The sequence below is a fragment of the Actinomadura sp. genome (assembly GCF_044508335.1).
In the GTDB taxonomy this organism is placed as follows: Bacteria; Actinomycetota; Actinomycetes; order Streptosporangiales; family Streptosporangiaceae; genus Spirillospora.
This window is the reverse complement of sequence record NZ_JBIQHY010000092.1, coordinates 11921-29642: the sequence shown is the minus strand read 5'-3', so window position 1 is coordinate 29642 and position 17722 is coordinate 11921. Positions and strand designations below refer to the sequence as shown.

At 76.1% G+C, this 17722-nt stretch carries 5 protein-coding genes; 4 read left to right on the top strand and 1 reads right to left on the bottom strand.

The window, feature by feature from the left end; genetic code table 11:
* Both ACIWVC_RS25605 and ACIWVC_RS25600 read left to right on the top strand, forming a co-directional pair.
* The coding region (locus ACIWVC_RS25605; protein WP_396454667.1) for an acyltransferase domain-containing protein at positions 1–3884 on the top strand (3884 nt) is incomplete at its 5' end.
* Between the two features lie 2 nt (positions 3885–3886).
* Entirely contained in the window at positions 3887–14668 is a 10782-nt protein-coding gene (locus tag ACIWVC_RS25600) for an SDR family NAD(P)-dependent oxidoreductase (RefSeq protein ID WP_396454666.1), read from the top strand.
* A gap of 75 nt (positions 14669–14743) precedes the next feature.
* Here the strand turns inward: ACIWVC_RS25600 and ACIWVC_RS25595 are convergent, their stop codons facing one another.
* On the bottom strand, positions 14744–15544 hold the full coding sequence (locus tag ACIWVC_RS25595; RefSeq protein ID WP_396450869.1) for a DUF4097 family beta strand repeat-containing protein: 801 nt from the start codon (positions 15542–15544) through the stop codon (positions 14744–14746).
* 176 nt (positions 15545–15720) lie between these two features.
* Here ACIWVC_RS25595 and ACIWVC_RS25590 point away from each other — a divergent pair, with 176 nt between their 5' ends.
* Both ACIWVC_RS25590 and ACIWVC_RS25585 read left to right on the top strand, forming a co-directional pair.
* Positions 15721–16416, top strand: a complete 696-nt coding sequence (locus ACIWVC_RS25590) for a TetR/AcrR family transcriptional regulator (RefSeq protein ID WP_396450867.1) — start codon at positions 15721–15723, stop codon at positions 16414–16416.
* 176 nt (positions 16417–16592) lie between these two features.
* Complete coding sequence (locus ACIWVC_RS25585) at positions 16593–17606, top strand: TIGR03617 family F420-dependent LLM class oxidoreductase (RefSeq protein WP_396454665.1); 1014 nt, start codon at positions 16593–16595, stop codon at positions 17604–17606.
* Positions 17607–17722: the final 116 nt, after the last annotated feature.

Genomic DNA, 17722 nt, shown 5'->3' with positions numbered 1-17722 from the left:
CGCTTGCCCGCCGGGCGGTGTTCACCCACCGCGCGGTCCTGCTCGGCGACCACGTCGTGGAAGGCACCGCAGGGTCGGGTGGGCTGGCGGTGCTGTTCACCGGCCAGGGCAGCCAATGGGCGGGCATGGGCCGGGAACTGCATGAGACCTTCCCGGTGTTCGCCGAAGCCTTCGATGAGGTGGAGGAGCTGACCGGTCTGCCGCTGCGGGAGGCGGTGTTCACCGACACCCCCGACGGCTCGCTGGACCAGACCGGCGTCGCGCAGGTCGCGATCTTCGCGGTCGAGGTCGCCCTCTACCGGCTGGTCGAGTGGCTCGGCGTGCGTCCCGCCTACGTCAACGGCCACTCGGTCGGGCAGATCACTGCAGCCCACGCCGCCGGGGTTCTCTCTCTGGAGGACGCCTGCACGCTGGTGGCCGCGCGGGCGCGGCTGATGCAGGCGCTCCCGGAGGGTGGGGCGATGCTGGCGGTCGAGCTTGCCGAAGACGATGTGGCCGGGGTGCTGCCTGAGGGTGTGGCGGTCGCGGCGGTGAACGGCCCGACCTCGGTGGTGGTCTCCGGTGACGCCGAGGCCGTGGAGCAACTGGCCGAGCAGTGGCGCGGCGACGGCGTGCGGGTCAAGCGGCTGGCCGTCAGTCATGCGTTCCATTCGCCGCTGATGGAGCCGATGCTCGCTGACTTCGCCGCGGCCATCGACGGCCTGACCTTCCGGGAGCCGGAGATCGCCGGGCTGCCCGCGCAGGTCACCGATCCCGCCTACTGGGTGGCGCACGTCCGCGAGCCGGTCCGGTTCGCCGACATGGTCACCGACCTGCACGCCCAGGGCGCCACCCGCTGGCTGGAACTGGGACCCGACGCCGTCCTGACCGCCCTCGCCCAGCAGATCACCGACGACGACGGCCAGGTCTTCGCCCCCGCGATGCGCCGAGGCCGCGCCCAGACCGAGACCTTCCTGACCGCGCTCGCCACGCTGTGGACCGGTGGTGTCGCCGTCGACTGGGCCGGGCTCCTGCGGGCGCTCGGCGGCCGGTGCGTGGAGGAGGTCCCGACCTACCCGTTCCAGCGCGAGTGGTTCTGGCTCGCGGCGGGCCCCGGCACCGCGGGCCTCGCCGCGGCCGGTCTGGAGCCCGCCGGGCACCCGCTGCTCAGCGCCGCATCGCCGCTGCCCGACACGGGCGGGCACCTCTTCACCGGCCGGCTCGCGCGCGCCGCCCATCCGTGGCTCGCGGACCACGCGGTCCAGGACACGGTCGTGCTGCCCCCTTCCGCCTTCCTGGAGCTCGCGCTCCACGCGGGCGACGCGCTGGGCTGCGCGGCGGTCGCCGAGCTGACCGTCGACACCCCTCTGGTGGTCCCCGGCAGCGGAGCCGTGCAGCTGCACGTGTGGGCCGGTCCCGCCGGCGCGGACGGCACCCGCCCCCTCTCCATCAGCTCCCGGCCCGAAGGCGGAGCGTCCGACCCGGAGCCCGCCCCGTGGACCCGGCACGCGACCGCCGTCCTCGCCACCGGCCCGGCGCGGGAACCGGACGGCGGCGCCGACCCGGCCTGGCCCGCCCCGGGCGCCGAACCCGTGGACGTCGCGGACTGCTACGGCCGGGCGCTGGACCGGGGGTTCGACTACGGCCCGGTGTTCCAGGGGCTCACCCGGCTGTGGCGCTCGGGCGGCGACCTGCTCGCCGAGATCGAGCTGCCGGACGACGGCGGCGCCGGCGACGCCGAACGGTTCGGCGTCCACCCCGCGCTCCTCGACGCGGCCGTGCACGCGGCCTGCCTGGACGACGAGCGGCCGCGCCTCCCCGTCTCGTGGAAGGGCGCGGTGCTCCACGCCACCGGCGCCACCCGGCTCCGGGCCAGGCTGACCCCGCTCGGCCCGGACGCGTTCCGGCTCGCGCTGGCCGACCCCGACGGCGAACCCGTCGCGGAGATCGACACGGTGACCCTCGCCCCGGTGACCGGGCTGCGCGCAACCGCGCCGGCGCCGGAGTCCCTCTACGAGATCGGCTGGCAGCCCTGGGAGCCCACCGGACCAGGCGACCCGACGGAGCACTGGACGGTCGTCGGCACCGACCGCACCGGGGTGGCGGAGGCCCTGCGCGCCTCGGGACGGCAGGTCGCCGAGGCCGGCTCCGTGGCCGAGGCCGGGCCCGGCGGCATCCTGCTCCCCTGGCCCCCGGACGACGGCGCCGCGGACGCCACCGGGCGCGCGGCGGCGGCCAGGGTCGGCGGGATCGTCGCCGACCTCCAGCAGTACGTCGGCGGCGCGGCCGGCGGCCGGACCAGGCTGGTGGTCCTCACGCGCGGCGCGACCGCGCCGGCCCGCCCGGGGGACGTCGCGGCGAGCGCGGTCTGGGGCCTGGTCAAGGCGGCGCAGGCCGAACTCCCCGGCGGCATCACCCTCGTCGACCTGGACGGCGACGAACGGTCCGCGGCGGCGGTGCCCGCCCTGCTGGACGACGCGGCCGGCGCGGCGGAACCGCAGTTCGCGGTCCGGGAGGGCAGGCCGCACGTGCCGCGGCTGACCCGGGCCGCCCCCGGAACCGGCGCCGAGGCCACCGCCGACGCCGCCGACCCGCCGTTCGGCGACGGGACCGTCCTGGTGACGGGCGGCACCGGAACGTTCGGCTCGCTGATCGCCCGGCATCTGGCGGCCCGGCACGGCGTGCGGGACCTGCTGCTCGTCTCGCGGCGCGGGGACGCGGCGCCCGGCGCGGCCGGCCTGGCCGCCGACCTGGCCCGCGCGGGCGCCGCCGCCGAGTTCGCCGCCTGCGACCTCGCGGACCGGGAGGCCGCCGCCGCCCTGCTCGCCGGGCGCCGCGTGACCGCCGTCGTGCACGCCGCCGACGCTGTCGACGACGGGGTGATCACCTCGCTCACCGGGGAGCGCGTCGAGGGCGTCCTCGGCGCCAAGGCCGTCGCCGCCTGGCACCTGCACGAGCTCACGGCGGACCGGGACCTGGCCGCGTTCGTGCTGTTCTCCTCGATCGCCGGGGTGCTCGGCAGCCCGGGGCAGGGCGGCAGCGCCGCCGCGAACGCCTGGGTTAACGCCCTCGCCGAGTTCCGCCGCGGCGCCGGGCTGCCCGCGCAGGCCCTCGCCTGGGGCACCTGGGCCGCCGATGCCGCGGACGGCCGGCGGCGCCGGGGCGTCCTGGAGGAACTGGCCCGCGACGAGGGTCTCGCCCTGTTCGACGAGGCGGTGCTCGGCCGGCGCGACGGCCCGGCCGTCCTGCTGCCGGTGCGGCTGTCGGCCGCGGACCTGCGGGCCGACGCCGCCGCCGGGATCCTGCACCCCGCGCTCCGCGGCCTGGTGCGGGCGCCGGGACGGCGCCGGGCCGGGCGGTCCGGGACGGGCGACCAGGCCGGCGCGGAGCTGCGCGCCCGCCTCCAGGCGGTCCCGCGGCCCGAACAGGACCGGATCCTGCTCGACCTGGTCCGCACCGAGGTGGCCGCGGCGGGCGGGTTCGCGGGCCCCCACGCGGTGGACCCGCTGCGCGGCATCACCGAGCTGGGCCTCGACTCGCTGGCCGCCGTGTCGCTGCGCAACCGGCTCGGTGCGCTGACCGGCCTGCGGCTGCCCGCGACCCTCGTGTTCGACTATCCGACCTCCACGGTGATGGCCGGATACCTGCGGACGGAGCTCCTGGGAGACGACGACGACGCGGCCCGGCCGCTCATGGACGAGCTCGCGCGGCTGGAGGCGGTCATCGACCTCGGCGTCACCGGCCCGGCCGCCGGGCGGGCCGCCGACCGGCTCCGGGCGCTGGCCGCCAAGCTCGCCGGCGCGGGCGCGGACGAGCCGGCCGGGGAGCTGATCGCCGAGAAGCTCGAATCGGCGACCAGCCAGGAGCTCTTCGACTTTATCGACAGCGAGTTTGGAGATTCCTGACAATGGACAACCAGGAGAAGCTGCTCAGCTACCTCAAGAAGGTCACCGGGGATCTCCACGAGACCCGGCAGCGGCTGCGGCAGGCGGAGGCCGCCGGCCGGGAGCCGATCGCCATCGTCGCGATGAGCTGCCGGTACCCGGGCGGCGTCCGCACGCCGGAGGACCTGTGGCGCCTCGTCCGGTCGGGCGAGGACGCCATCTCGGGATTCCCCGTCAACCGGGGCTGGGACATCGAGGGCATCTACGACCCCGACCCCGACAGCCCCGGCAAGACCTACTCCGTCGAAGGCGGCTTCCTGCACGACGCCGACGAGTTCGATCCGGACTTCTTCGGGATCTCGCCGCGCGAGGCGCTGGCGATGGACCCGCAGCAGCGGCTGCTCCTGGAGACCTCCTGGGAGGCCGTGGAGCGGGCCGGGATCGACCCGGTCGCGCTGCGCGGCAGCCGCACCGGCGTATTCGCCGGGGTCGTCTACCACGACTACGGGGTCGGCGCCGACGTGCCGGACGGCCTGGAGGCGTACCTCGGCACCGGCAGCGCCGGCAGCGTCGCGTCCGGCCGGGTCGCCTACTCGTTCGGGTTCGAAGGGCCCGCCGTCACCGTCGACACCGCCTGCTCGTCCTCGCTGGTCGCCCTGCACCTGGCCGTGCAGGCCCTGCGGAACGGCGAATGCGACCTGGCGCTGGCGGGCGGCGCCACCGTGATGTCCACGCCCCGCGCGTTCTTCTTCTTCAGCCGCCAGCGCGGCCTCGCCTCCGACGGCCGCTGCAAGGCGTTCTCGGCGGCGGCCGACGGGACCGGCTGGGCGGAGGGCGCCGGGATGCTGCTGGTGGAGCGGCTGTCGGACGCCCAGCGGCTCGGGCACCGGGTGCTCGCCCTGGTGCGCGGCTCGGCCGTCAACCAGGACGGCGCCAGCAGCGGCCTGACCACCCCCAACGGCCCGTCCCAGCAGCGGGTGATCCGGCAGGCGCTGGCGGCGGCCGGGCTGACCCCCGCCGACATCGACGTCATCGAGGCCCACGGGACCGGCACCTCGCTCGGCGACCCGATCGAGGCGCAGGCGCTGCTCGCCACCTACGGGCGGGAACGGGACGACAGCCGCCCCGTCCTGCTCGGCTCGATCAAGTCGAACATCGGCCACGCGCAGGCCGCGGCGGGCGTCGCCGGCATCATCAAGATGGTCGAGGCGATGCGGCACGGCGAGGTGCCGCGCAGCCTCCACATCGACGAGCCCTCGACCTTCGTGGACTGGTCCGCCGGCGCCGTGCGGCTGCTCACCGAGGAGCAGCGGTGGCCCGACACCGGCGAACCGCGCCGCGCCGCCGTGTCGTCCTTCGGCGTCAGCGGCACCAACGCCCACGTGATCGTCGAGGGCTGGCAGGAGGAGGCGCGGGAGGCGGCCCCCGACCCGGCGTTCCCCGTCCCGTGGCCGGTCTCCGGCAAGGCGCCCGAAGCCGTGGAGGAGATGGTCGCGAAACTGCGCGGCCTCGACGGCGCCTCCGCCCTCGACGTGGGCGCCGCGCTCGCGAACCGCACCGCCTTCGACGAGCGGGCCGTCATGCTGGGCACGTCGGTGGTGCGCGGCACCGCCTCGCACGGCGGCCTCGCCGTCCTCTTCACCGGCCAGGGCAGCCAGTGGGCGGGCATGGGCCGCGAACTGTACGAGACGTTCCCCCTGTTCGCGGAGGTCTTCGACGACGTCGAGCGGCTGACCGGACTGCCGCTGCGCGAGACGGCCTTCGCCGCCGACCCCGACGGCGCGCTCGACCAGACCGGGCTCGCGCAGGTGGCGATCTTCGCGGTCGAGGTCGCGCTCTTCCGCCTCGTCGAGTCGCTGGGCGTCCGCCCGGACGCGGTGAGCGGCCACTCGGTCGGCCAGCTCGCCGCCGCGCACGCCGCCGGCGTCCTGTCGCTGGAGGACGCCTGCACCCTGGTCGCCGCCCGCGCCCGGCTGATGCAGGCGCTCCCCGCCGGCGGCGCCATGCTGGCCGTCGAGCTCCCCGAGGACGACGTCGCGGGCGCGCTGCCCGAAGGCGTCGCGATCGCGGCGGTCAACGGCCCGGCGTCGGTGGTCGTGTCGGGGGACGAGGCGGCGGTCGCCGCGCTCGCCGGCGGGTGGCGCGCCGACGGCGTCCGCGTCAAGGAGCTGAACGTCAGCCACGCGTTCCACTCGCCGCTGATGGACCCGATGCTGGACGAGTTCGGCAAGGTCGCCGCCGGGCTGTCCTACGCGCCGCCGCGGATCGCCGGGCTGCCCGACGCGGTCACCGACCCGGCCTACTGGACGGCGCACGTGCGGGAACCGGTCCGGTTCGCCGACATGGTCGGCGACCTGGCCGGCCAGGGCGTCACCCGCTGGCTGGAGCTCGGCCCGGACGGCGTGCTGACGGCCCTGGCGCAGCGGATCGTGGACGACGGGGTGTTCGTCCCGGCGATGCGGCCGGGCCGCCCGCAGGCCGAGACGCTGCTCGCCGCGCTGGCAGCGCTGTGGACCAGCGGCGTCCCGGTCGAATGGCGGGACCTGTTCGCCGCCTTCGGCGGCCGCCCCGCCGAGGGCGTGCCGACCTACCCGTTCCAGCGGGACCACTTCTGGCTGGAGGAGAACCTGCGGTCCGGCGCCGACATCGCCTCCGCCGGGCTCGGCGCGGCCGACCACCCGCTGCTCGGCGCCGCCGTGGAACTGGCCGGCACGGACGGCTACCTGCTGTCCGGGCGGCTGTCGCTCGCGACCCACCCGTGGCTGGCGGAGCACCGCGTCATGGACATGGCGCTGCTGCCCGGCTCGGCGTTCGTCGAGCTCGCCGTCCGCGCCGGCGACGCGGTGGGATGCGGGCGGCTGGACGACCTCACCCTCCAGGCGCCGCTGATCGTCCCCGACACCGGCGCCGTCCAGATCCAGATCGCCGTGGGCGCCCCCGACGACGACGGGCGGCGCGCCCTGACCCTCCACTCGCGGCCCGAGGAGGCGGGCGCGTCGTGGACGCACCACGCGTCCGGGCAGCTCGCGCACGCCGCCGGCGGCGACCGGGCCGGCGGGGTCCCCGCCGCGTGGCCGCCGCCCGGCGCCGAGCCGATCGACGTGGAGTCGCTGTACGAGGAGATGGCCGACACCGGGCTGGACTGCGGCCCCGCCTTCCAGGGGCTGGCGGCCGCCTGGCGGCACGGGGAGGACGTGCTCGCCGAGATCCGGCTGCCGGAGGAGACCGCCGCCGAGGCGGACCGCTTCGGCCTGCACCCCGCGCTGCTCGCCGCCGCCCTGCACGCCATCGGCCTCGTGGACGGCCAGACGAGCCTGCTGCCGTTCGCCTGGTCGGGCGTCGAGCTGCTCGCCTCCGGCGCCGCGGCGCTGCGGGTGCGGCTCAGCCGCACCGGCCCGCTGACGTTCGCGCTGGCCGTCGCCGACGACGCCGGCGCCCCGGTCGCCGCGGTCGAGTCGCTCGTCATGCGGCAGGCCGCGGCCGGCGGCACCGGCTCCGCGGCCGGGCTGCGCGACGCGCTGTTCGGCGTGGAGTGGGTCGAGACCGACGCGGACCGGCCGGTCACCGGGCGGGTCGAGCGGTGCCCGGAGGGCCTCGGGCTGCGCGAGTCGGCCGGCTGGGCGCTGCGGACCGTCCAGGACCACCTGGCCGACCCGGACGCCGAACCGATGGTCGTCGCGACGAGCGGCGCGGTCGCCGGGCACGGCCCGGTCGTCCCGGAGATGGCCGCCGTCTGGGGCCTGGTGGCCGCCGCGCAGTCGGAGCATCCCGGGCGGATCGTCCTGGTGGACGGGGAGGTGCCCGCCGCGCTGCCGCCCGACGAGCCGCAGGTCGCCGTGCGCGGCGGCCGGACCCTCGTGCCCCGGCTGGCGCGCCTCGTCGGCACCCAGGAGGCCGTCGACCTCGGCTCGGGCGCGGTCCTGGTGACCGGCGCCACCGGGGCCGTGGGGCGGCGGCTGGCCCGCCGCCTCGCGGAGCACGGCGCCGGGCGGCTGCTGCTGGTGTCGCGGCGCGGCGCGCAGGCCCCCGGCGCCGAGGAGCTGCGGGCGGAGCTGGCGGAGCTCGGCGCCGACGCGGAGTTCGCCGCGTGCGACATCGCCGACCGGGACGCGCTGGCCGCCGTCCTCGACGGCCGCGACATCTCCGCCGTCGTGCACGCCGCGGGCGTCCTCGACGACGGCGTGGTGACCTCGCTGACCCCCGAGCGGGTCGCGGCCGCGCTGGCCGCCAAGGCCGAGGGCGCCCGGCACCTGCACGAGCTGACGGCCGGCCGGGACCTGTCGGCCTTCGTGCTGTTCTCCTCCGCCGCCGGGGTGCTCGGCCGGCCCGGCCAGGCCGCCTACGCGGCGGCCAACCGCTACCTCGACGCGCTGGCGCAGCACCGCGCCGACCAGGGGCTGCCCGCGGTGTCGCTCGCCTGGGGCCCCTGGGACCTCGACAGCGACATGACGCAGGGGCTCACCGGCGCGGACCGGGCGCGCATCGCCCGCTCCTCCGGCATGCTGCCGCTCGACCCGTCCGACGCCCTCGCGCTGCTCCCCGCCGCGGCCGCGCTCGGCCGGCCCCTGGTCGTCCCGGCCCGGCTCGACCTGCAGGCGCTCCGCAAGGCCGATCCCGCGGTCGTCGAGCCGCTGCTGCGCGGCCTCGTCCGCCCGGCCCGCCGCCGCGCGCAGGCCGGCGGGACGCTGGCCGAGCGGCTCGCGCGGCTCACCGAGGAGGAGCGGACCGCCGAACTCCTCGACCTCGTCCGCACCCAGGTCGCCGAGGTGCTCGACCACCCCTCGCCGAAGAAGATCCCCCTCGAGCGGGCCTTCCAGGAGCTGGGCTTCGACTCCCTCACCGCCGTGGAGCTGCGCAACCGGCTCAACACCGCGACCGGCCTGCGGCTGCCCGCGACGCTCATCTTCGACTACCCGACCCCCACCGGGGTCGCCGGCTGCCTGGCGGACGAGCTCGGCTTCGGCGAGGCGGCCGACGACGGCCCGGCCGGCGTCCGGCTGGTCTCCACCGACGACGACCCGATCGTCATCGTCGGCATGGCCTGCCGCTACCCCGGCGGCGTGAACTCCCCGGCGGAGCTGTGGGACCTGGTGGCCTCCGGCGGCGACGCGATCACCACCTTCCCGGTGAACCGCGGCTGGGACACCGAGAACCTCTACGACCCCGACCCCGACCAGTCCGGCAAGACGTACTCGATCGAGGGCGGCTTCCTGCACGACGCGGACCTGTTCGACCCGGGCTTCTTCGGCATCTCGGCCCGCGAGGCGCTGGCGATGGACCCGCAGCAGCGGCTCATGCTGGAGGTCACCTGGGAGGCGTTCGAGCGGGCCGGGATCGACCCGGTCGCGCTGAAGGGCAGCCGCACCGGCGTGTTCGCCGGCCTCGTCTACCACGACTACGCCTCCGGCTTCGTGGAGCACACCGAGGGCATCGAGGGGTACCGCCTCTCCGGCACCGCCGGGAGCATCGCGTCCGGCCGAGTCAGCTACGTGCTCGGCTTCGAGGGCCCCGCCGTCACCGTCGACACCGCGTGCTCGTCCTCGCTGGTCACCCTGCACCTGGCGGCGCAGGCGCTGCGGTCCGGGGAGTGCGACCTCGCGGTGGCCGGCGGCGTCACCGTCATGTGCACCCCGGCGGCGTTCGTGGAGTTCAGCCGGCAGCGGGGCCTCGCCTCCGACGGCCGCTGCAAGGCGTTCGGCGCGGACGCCGACGGCACCGGCTGGGGCGAGGGCATCGGCATGGTGCTGGTGGAGCGCCGCTCGGACGCCGAGCGGCACGGCCACCAGATCCTCGCGGTGCTGCGCGGCTCCGCCGTCAACCAGGACGGCGCGAGCAACGGCCTCACCGCCCCCAACGGCCCCTCCCAGCAGCGCGTCATCCGGCAGGCGCTCGCCCAGGCCGGGCTGCGGACCGCCGACGTCGACGTCATCGAGGCGCACGGGACCGGCACCCAGCTCGGCGACCCGATCGAGGCGCAGGCGCTGCTCGCCACGTACGGGCAGGGCCGGGACGAGGGCCGGCCGGTGCTGCTCGGCTCGATCAAGTCGAACATCGGGCACACCCAGGCCGCCGCTGGCGTCGGCGGCGTGATCAAGATGGTGGAGGCGATGCGGCGGGGCGTGGCCCCCGCCACCCTGCACGCCGACGAGCCGTCCCCGTACGTCGACTGGGACGCCGGCGACGTGGAGCTCCTCACCGAGGCGCGGCCCTGGCCGGAGACCGGGCGGCCGCGGCGGTCCGCGGTCTCGTCGTTCGGCGTCAGCGGCACCAACGCCCACGTGATCCTCGAAGGGGTCGAGCCGGAGGCCGCACCCGCGCAGGACCCGGCCCCCGACGCCGTGCCCTGGGTCGTCTCGGGCAAGAACCGCGCCGCCGTGGAGCAGCTGGTCGAGCGCCTCCGCGCGTTCGACGGCGCCTCCGCGCTGGACGTCGGCGCGTCCCTCGCCCGGCGCGCCGCGTTCGACCACCGCGCCGTGGTCGTCGGCGACGCCGTCGTCCACGGCACGGCCTCCGCCGGCTCGCTCGGCGTCCTGTTCACCGGCCAGGGCAGCCAGTGGGCCGGGATGGGCCGGGAGCTGCACGCGGCGTTCCCGGTGTTCGCCGAGGCGTTCGACGAGGTCGAGAAGCTCACCGGCCTGCCGCTCGCCGACACCGTCTTCGCGGCGGGCGGCGACGGCGCGCTGGACCGGACCGGCACCGCCCAGGTCGCGATCTTCGCGGTCGAGGTGGCGCTGTGGCGGCTGGTCGAGTGGCTCGGCGTCCGCCCGGACGCGGTGTGCGGGCACTCAGTCGGCCAGTTCGCCGCCGCGCACGCGGCCGGCGTGCTCTCCCTGGCCGACGCCTGCACCCTGATCGCGGCCCGCGCGCGCCTCATGGAGGCGCTCCCGGAGGGCGGGGCCATGGCCGCCGTCGAACTGCCCGAGGCGGACGTCGCCGCGGAGCTGCCCGACGGGGTCGCGATCGCCGCGGTCAACGGGCCGTCGTCGGTCGTGGTCTCCGGCGACGAGGCGGCGGTGCTCGGCCTCCTCGAACGGTGGCGGGAGGCCGGCGTGCGCGTCAAGCGGCTGCAGGTGAGCCACGCCTTCCACTCGCCCCTCATGGACCCGATGCTCGACGAGTTCGAGGCGGTCGCGCGCACGGTGACGCTGCGGGAGCCGAAGCTCGGCGGGCTGCCCGACGAGGTGTCCGACCCCGGCTACTGGGTGCGGCACGTCCGCGAACCCGTCCGGTTCGCCGACATGGTCGGCGAGCTGCGGGAGCAGGGCGTGGACCGGTGGCTGGAGCTGGGCCCGGACGGGATCCTGACCGCGCTCGCGCAGCGGATCGCCGACGGCGGCGACCACGCGTTCGCCGCCGCCATGCGGCCCGGGCGGCCGCAGGTGCCCGCCCTCCTCACCGCCCTCGGCTCGCTGTGGGCCGCGGGCGTCCCCGTCGACTGGCCCGCCCTGTTCCGGCTCTGGGGCGGCCGGCAGGTCGGCGACCTGCCCACCTACCCGTTCCAGCACCAGCGCTTCTGGATCGCCTCCAGCCCCACGGGACCCGGCGACGTCGCCGCGGCCGGCCTGCGCGCCCCCGGGCACCCGCTCCTCGGCGCCTCGGTCGAGCTGGCCGACTCCGACGGCCGCCTGCTCACCGGCAGCCTCTCCCTGCGGAACCAGCCCTGGCTCGCCGACCACTCCGTGATCGGCGCGGTGATCCTGCCCGGCACCGCCTACGTGGAGATGTTCGTCGCCGCCGGCGACGCCGCCGGGCGCCCCCGGCTGGAGGAGATGACCATCGAGGCCCCGCTGGTGCTGCCCGAGCGGGGCGCCGTGCGCATCCAGCTCGCGGTCGGCGCCCCCGAGGACGACGGCCGCTGCACCGCCGGCCTCTTCTCCAGCGTCGACGACGCGCCGTGGGTGCGCCACGCCACCGGCGTCCTCGCCGAGGCCGCCGGGCCCGCCGACGCCGGCCTCGCCCAGTGGCCGCCGCCCGGCGCCGAACCGGTCGAGGTGGAGGGCCTCTACGAGGGCCTGGCCATGGCGGGGCTGGAGTACGGGCCGGTGTTCCAGGGCCTGCGGGCCGCCTGGCGGCTCGGCGACGAGGTGCTGGCCGAGGTCCGGCTGCCCGCCGACGCGGCCGACGACGCCGGCGCGTTCGGCGTCCACCCCGCCCTCCTGGACTCCGCGCTGCACTCCATCGGGTTCAGCGGCGCGGTGGGGGAGGACCACCGGGCGGTGATCCCGTTCGCCTGGTCCGGGGTCGAACTGCACGCCTCCGGCGCCTCCGCGCTGCGCGTCCGGCTGACGCCCACCGGGGACAACGAGTTCCGGCTCGCGGCGGCCGACGGCACGGGCGCCCCCGTGGTCTCGGTGGACTCCCTGGTGCTGCGCCCGGTCTCCCGGGAGCAGATGACCGCCGCGGCGGCTCCGGCCGTCGCGCCCGACTCGATGTTCACCCTCGACTGGGTCGCCGCCGAACCGGCGGCGGCCGCAGGCGCGGACGCCTGGAAGACCGCGGAGTGCCCCGCCGGGACCAGGCCGCACGAGGCGGCGGCGTGGGCGCTGCGGCTCATCCGCGAGCACCTGGACGACCCGGACGGGGGGCTCCTGGTCGTGGTGGCGCGCGGCGCGACGTCCGCGGCGGGCCCGATCGACCCGGTGATGGCGGCGGTGTGGGGCCTGGTCTCCTCGGCCCAGGTGGAGCACCCCGGCCGCCTCGTCCTGGTGGACGCCGAGCCGGGAGCGGACATCGAGCGCGCCGTCACCGCGAGCCTCGCCGTCGGCGAACCGCAGGCGGCCGTCCGCGGCGGGCAGGTGCTCGTGCCGCGGCTGGCCCGCTTCACCGCCCCGGCCGCGGCGGAACCGCCGCGCCTCGGCGGCGGCACCGTCCTGGTGACCGGCGCGACCGGCGCGATCGGCTCCCTGCTCGCCGAGCACCTCGTGCGCGCCCACGGCGTCACCGACCTGCTGCTCGTCTCCCGGCGCGGCCCGGACGCGCCCGGCGCCGCGGAGCTCGCCGCGCGGCTGGAGGAGGCCGCGGAGGGCGTCCGCGTCGAGGTCGCGGCCTGCGACGTCGCGGACCGCGCGGCGCTCGCCGCCCTGCTCGACGGCCGCCGCCTCTCCGCCGTCGTCCACGCGGCCGGGGTGCTCGACGACGGCGTGGTGAGCGGCCTGACGGAGGAGCGGCTGGCGGCGGTGATGCGCCCCAAGGTGGACGCCGCCCGGCACCTGCACGAGCTGACCCGGGACATGGACCTGTCCGCCTTCGTCGTGTTCTCCTCCGCGGCCAGCGTCTTCGGCCCGCCGGGACAGGCCGCCTACACGGCCGCCAACCGCTACCTGAACGCGCTCGCCGAGCTCCGCGCGTCCGAGGGGCTGGCCGGCCTCTCGCTCGCCTGGGGGCCGTGGGACCTGGACACGTCCATGACGGGCGGGCTCGGCGAGGCGGACAAGGCCCGGCTCGCCCGCGCCGGCATGCCGCCGCTGAGCGGCCCGGACGGCATCGCGCTGTTCGACGCCGCCCTCGGCTGCGACCGTCCCGTCCTGGTCACCGCGCGGCTGGACCTGCGGGCCCTCAACGGCGTGGACATCACGATGGTCCCGCCCCTCATGCGGGGCATGGTGACGGCCGCGCGGCGGCGCAGCGCCTCCGGGGACGCCGCCGGCGGCTCGCTGAAGGACCGGCTCGCCGGGATGGCCGCCGACGAGCGGGCCGAGCTGGTGCGCGACGTCGTGCGCGCCCAGATCGGCGAGGTGCTCGGCCACCCGTCGCCCGAGACGATCGCGCCGGAGCAGGCGTTCGACGAGCTGGGCTTCGACTCGCTCACCGCGATCGAGCTGCGCAACCGGCTCAACATGATCACCGGCCTGCGGCTGCCCGCCACGCTCGTCTTCGACCACCCGAGCCTCGGCTCCCTGGCCGGCTACGTCGACGGCGAGATCGGCGACGTCGCCGCCGGCGGGGCCGGCGGAGGCGCCGGGCAGCAGGGGCCGGGGCTGCTGACCGAGCTGTTCCGGGCCGCGTTCCGGACCGGGCGGCTCGCCGAGGCCGCCGAGATGATCAGCGCGGCGGCGCGGCTGCGCCCGAGGTTCGCCGCGCCCGCCGAGCTGGAGCGGCGCCCCGAGCCGGTGTGGTTCGCCTCCGGGGCGGACGGGCCGGTCGTCGTGTGCGTGCCCGCCTTCAGCGCGATCTCCGGCGTCCACGAGTACGCCCGGTTCGGGATGGCGCTGCGCGGCGCCCGGAACGTCGTCACGCTCGCGCACCCCGGCTTCGTGCCGGGCGAGCCGGTGCCCGAGTCGGTCGAGGCGCTCGCCGCGCTGCACGCCGAGGCGGTGCTGGAGCTGTCCGGGGACGCGCCGGTCGTCATCGTCGGCCGTTCGGCGGGCGGCTGGGTCGCGCACGCGATCGCCGAGATCATCGACGGGACGCCCGGGAAGCTGGCCGGGGAGGTGCTGATCGACACCCCGCCGGACAACGGCGACCTGAACTCCTACGAGGCGATGGCCGCCGGGATGATGGAGCGGGACGGGCTGTTCGTCTCCGTCGACGACCACGGCCTGACCTGCATGGGCGCCTACTCGCGGCTGTTCGCCGACTGGAAGGCCCGGCCGATCTCCGCGCCCACGCTGATGGTGGAGGCGGCGGACGTGTACTCCGGCGGCACGGGCGCGCTCTCCTCCTGGGCGCTGCCGCACGAGACCGTCGAGGTGCCGGGCGACCACTTCACCATGCTCGAAGAGCACTCCGACACCACGGCCGCCGCGGTCGAGACCTGGGTGTCCGCCCTGGGCTCGCGGGTGCCGACGGACGCGCTGGAGGGGTGACGACGCCGCGGTCCGGTCCCGCCGCGGCACGGTTCGCCGCGCCGCGGCGGGACCCGGATCCCGGGGAAGGGAGGCTCAGGAGAAGGGGTGGATGTCGATGTCGCCGCTCGCCGTGTCGACGTCGACGTCCAGCCAGTGACCCGCGGGGGCCGGGTCGGCCCCGTTGATGAGGTCGCCGCTCTTGGCGCCACCGGAGGACTTGAGCCGTGGCCGCACCCCGATCCCGTCCGGCACCCCGATGGACACGCCGCCCGAGGACGTCCGGGCCTCGATCCGCGTGCCGCTCGCCGCGGCGACCGTCAGGCCGCCGGAGCCGGAGGAGAACCGCACGGGGCCCGCCGCCGAGCCGATGGCCAGGCTGCCGGAGGAGCCGTTCATCGTCACCGGGCCGCTCGCGACCTCGATGTCCACCGATCCGCTCCCGTTGTCGATGGACGCGTCGCCGTCGACCTGCCCGATGCGCACGCGCGAGTCGGAGGAGTCGATGCGCAGGGACCGCGTGACGTGCTCGGCCGACACCGGCCCGGAGCCGGTGTCGACGTCGAGGTCGGCGAGCGCGCCGCCTGCGACCTCGACCGCGCCCGAGTCGGTGCGCACGGTGACGCCGGACTCGGGCGGCACCGTCACCAGCAGCTTCACGCGGCCGACGCCGATGCCGGCGACCTTGCCGAGCAGCCTCTTCTTCGCGGTGACCTCCAGGCGCCCGCCGGTGAAGGCGACGGCGAGGCCCTCGGCGGCCCGGACGTCCTCCCGGCGCGCGGGGTCGGCGGGCTCGGCCCGGACCGCCACGCCGTCGCCGGTCGCGTCCACCAGGCAGGTTCCGGCCGGGAAGCGGATGACGGCCTCGATCGGCCGGTCGGCGGGGAAGGTGTGCATGGTCTCCGTCTCTCCGCGGAGGCGGGGAAGGCTCCGCTGTCTCGTCGCCGGGCTGTGCCGCCAATATAGCGAATCTTGATTCACTGAGTCTAGCTTCATTGAAGCGCGATATGCCGACCGCTGGTAGTGTTGGACGGGGACAGAGCGACCGGGGCCAGGTGAAAGAAGGAGTATCGATGGCCGAAGTCTCATCTGGCCGGTCCGAGACGGGCCAGCCGGCCGCGCGTCCGCCCGCGCCGGGCACCAGGAAGGCGAAGGCCGCGGCCACGGAGGCCGCGCTGAAGGCGGCCGCGCTGCGCGTGTTCGAGCGCACCGGCTACATCAACGCCAAGGTCACCGACATCACGACCGAGGCGAACCGCTCCGCCGGCTCGTTCTACAGCCACTTCCTGCACAAGGAGGCGCTGCTGGAGGCGCTGCTGGCCGACTGGATCGTGGAGATGGGCAACGAGCTCACCAGCCACACCCCGGTGCACGACCTGACGAACCGCGACCATCTCAGATGGCACGTCGATGCGGTGTGGAGCACCTACCGCAAGCACCGGGCGCTGCTCATCGCGCTGCAGGAGGCGGCGATGACGAGCGCCGCGTTCGCCAAGCGGGTGCAGTCGATCCGCTACGAGGAGACCGTCGTCCTGCGCGACCACCTCGACCAGATGCAGGCCAACGGCGTCGTCCTCGCCGGCCGCCCGGCCGTGCTGGCCTCCGCGATCATCGCGCTGCTCGACCAGTTCTGCCGGGTCTGGCTGCTGGAGGGCGGCGAGCCGATCGTGCCGGAGCTCACCGACGACGAGGCCGTCGACACTATCACCGACCTGCTGCTGTACGGGCTGGTCGGCCCCGGGCGGGCGACGGACGCCGGCGGCGGCTGACCCCTTGCCGCAACCCCTATTCGGTGCGGCACCTGTTTCTCCCCCTATCTCTCCGCGCGGAACTGTTCGCCGGGAAATGCGCTGTCTAGCATCCCGGATATGAATATCTCCGCGGGCTTTCCCGCGCACCAGGCTCCGCCGGAGAATTCCGGTTCCCGGCGGCAGGCGGTGCGGTCATGAAATTCGACCTCTCCCTTCCCGAGATCAGCCCGGACGGGGCGCGGGCGGCCGCCGAGGCGGAGGCCGCCGGGTGGACCGGCGGCTGGCTCTCGGAGACCGCCCACGACCCGTTCACCTCGCTCGCGCTGGCCACGCAGACCACCGAGCGCCTCGAACTCAGCACCGCGGTGGCCATCGCCTTCGCCCGCAACCCGCTGTCGCTGGCGACCGCCGCGAACGACGTCCAGCGGCTTTCCAAAGGGCGGCTGACCCTCGGTCTCGGCAGCAGCGTCCAGGTTCAGGTGGAACTCCGCTACTCCATGCCCTGGGCGTCGCCGGCCGACCGGATGGGCGAATTCGTCGACGCGATGCGCGCCATATGGGCGTGCTGGAACGACGGCGTGCCGCTCAACTTCAATGGCCGGTGGTACCAGCACACGCTGATGATGCCGCAGTTCGCGCCGCCGCCGAACCCGTACGGGGCGCCCCGCGTCTACGTCGGCGGATTCGGGCCCCGCATGACCGCCACGGCCGGGCGGGTCGGCGACGGATTCATCGGCCTGCCGTTCATGACGACCCGGTACGTGCGGGAGGTGACCCTGCCCGCGCTGCGCAAGGGCCGCGACGAAGCCCCGGACCGCGAGTTCGAGACCTGCCTGATGCCCGTGGTGGCGACCGGGAGCACCGCCGAGGAGATCGAGACGTCCGTCCAGCGGGCCCGCCGGCGCATCGCCAACTACGCGTGCGCCCCGGCCTACGTCCCGGTGCTCGAACTCCACGGCTGGCGCGAGCTGCACGAGGCGGCGTTCGAGCTGATGATGTCCGGCCGCTGGGACGACATGGCCGGCCTGGTCGACGACGAGGTCCTCGACGCCTTCGCGGTGACCGGCGACATCCCCGAGGTGGCGGCCGAGCTCCGCCGCCGCTACGACGGCCTGGCCGACCGCCTGTACGTCCTGCGCATGGAGGGCGACGGCGACGCGGCCAAGACCAACACCCTCCTGGCGGAAGCCCTGCAGGAGACCGCCTGACCGCTCCCCCCAGAGCACGGGCCCGCCGTCGAGCGTCCCTCAGCGAGACGGCGGGCCCGTCCGAACGCGGCACGGTTCACCCGGTCGCGGGCCGGTTTTGGCCAGGTAGGGACGCG

Bases quoted from the DNA above. Each gene is read 5' to 3' on its own strand.
- ACIWVC_RS25600 (WP_396454666.1), top strand. From the start codon at position 3,887: ATGGACAACCAGGAGAAGCTGCTCAGCTACCTCAAGAAGGTCACCGGG.
- ACIWVC_RS25595 (WP_396450869.1), bottom strand. From the start codon at position 15,544: ATGCACACCTTCCCCGCCGACCGGCCGATCGAGGCCGTCATCCGCTTC.
- ACIWVC_RS25590 (WP_396450867.1), top strand. From the start codon at position 15,721: ATGGCCGAAGTCTCATCTGGCCGGTCCGAGACGGGCCAGCCGGCCGCG.
- ACIWVC_RS25585 (WP_396454665.1), top strand. From the start codon at position 16,593: ATGAAATTCGACCTCTCCCTTCCCGAGATCAGCCCGGACGGGGCGCGG.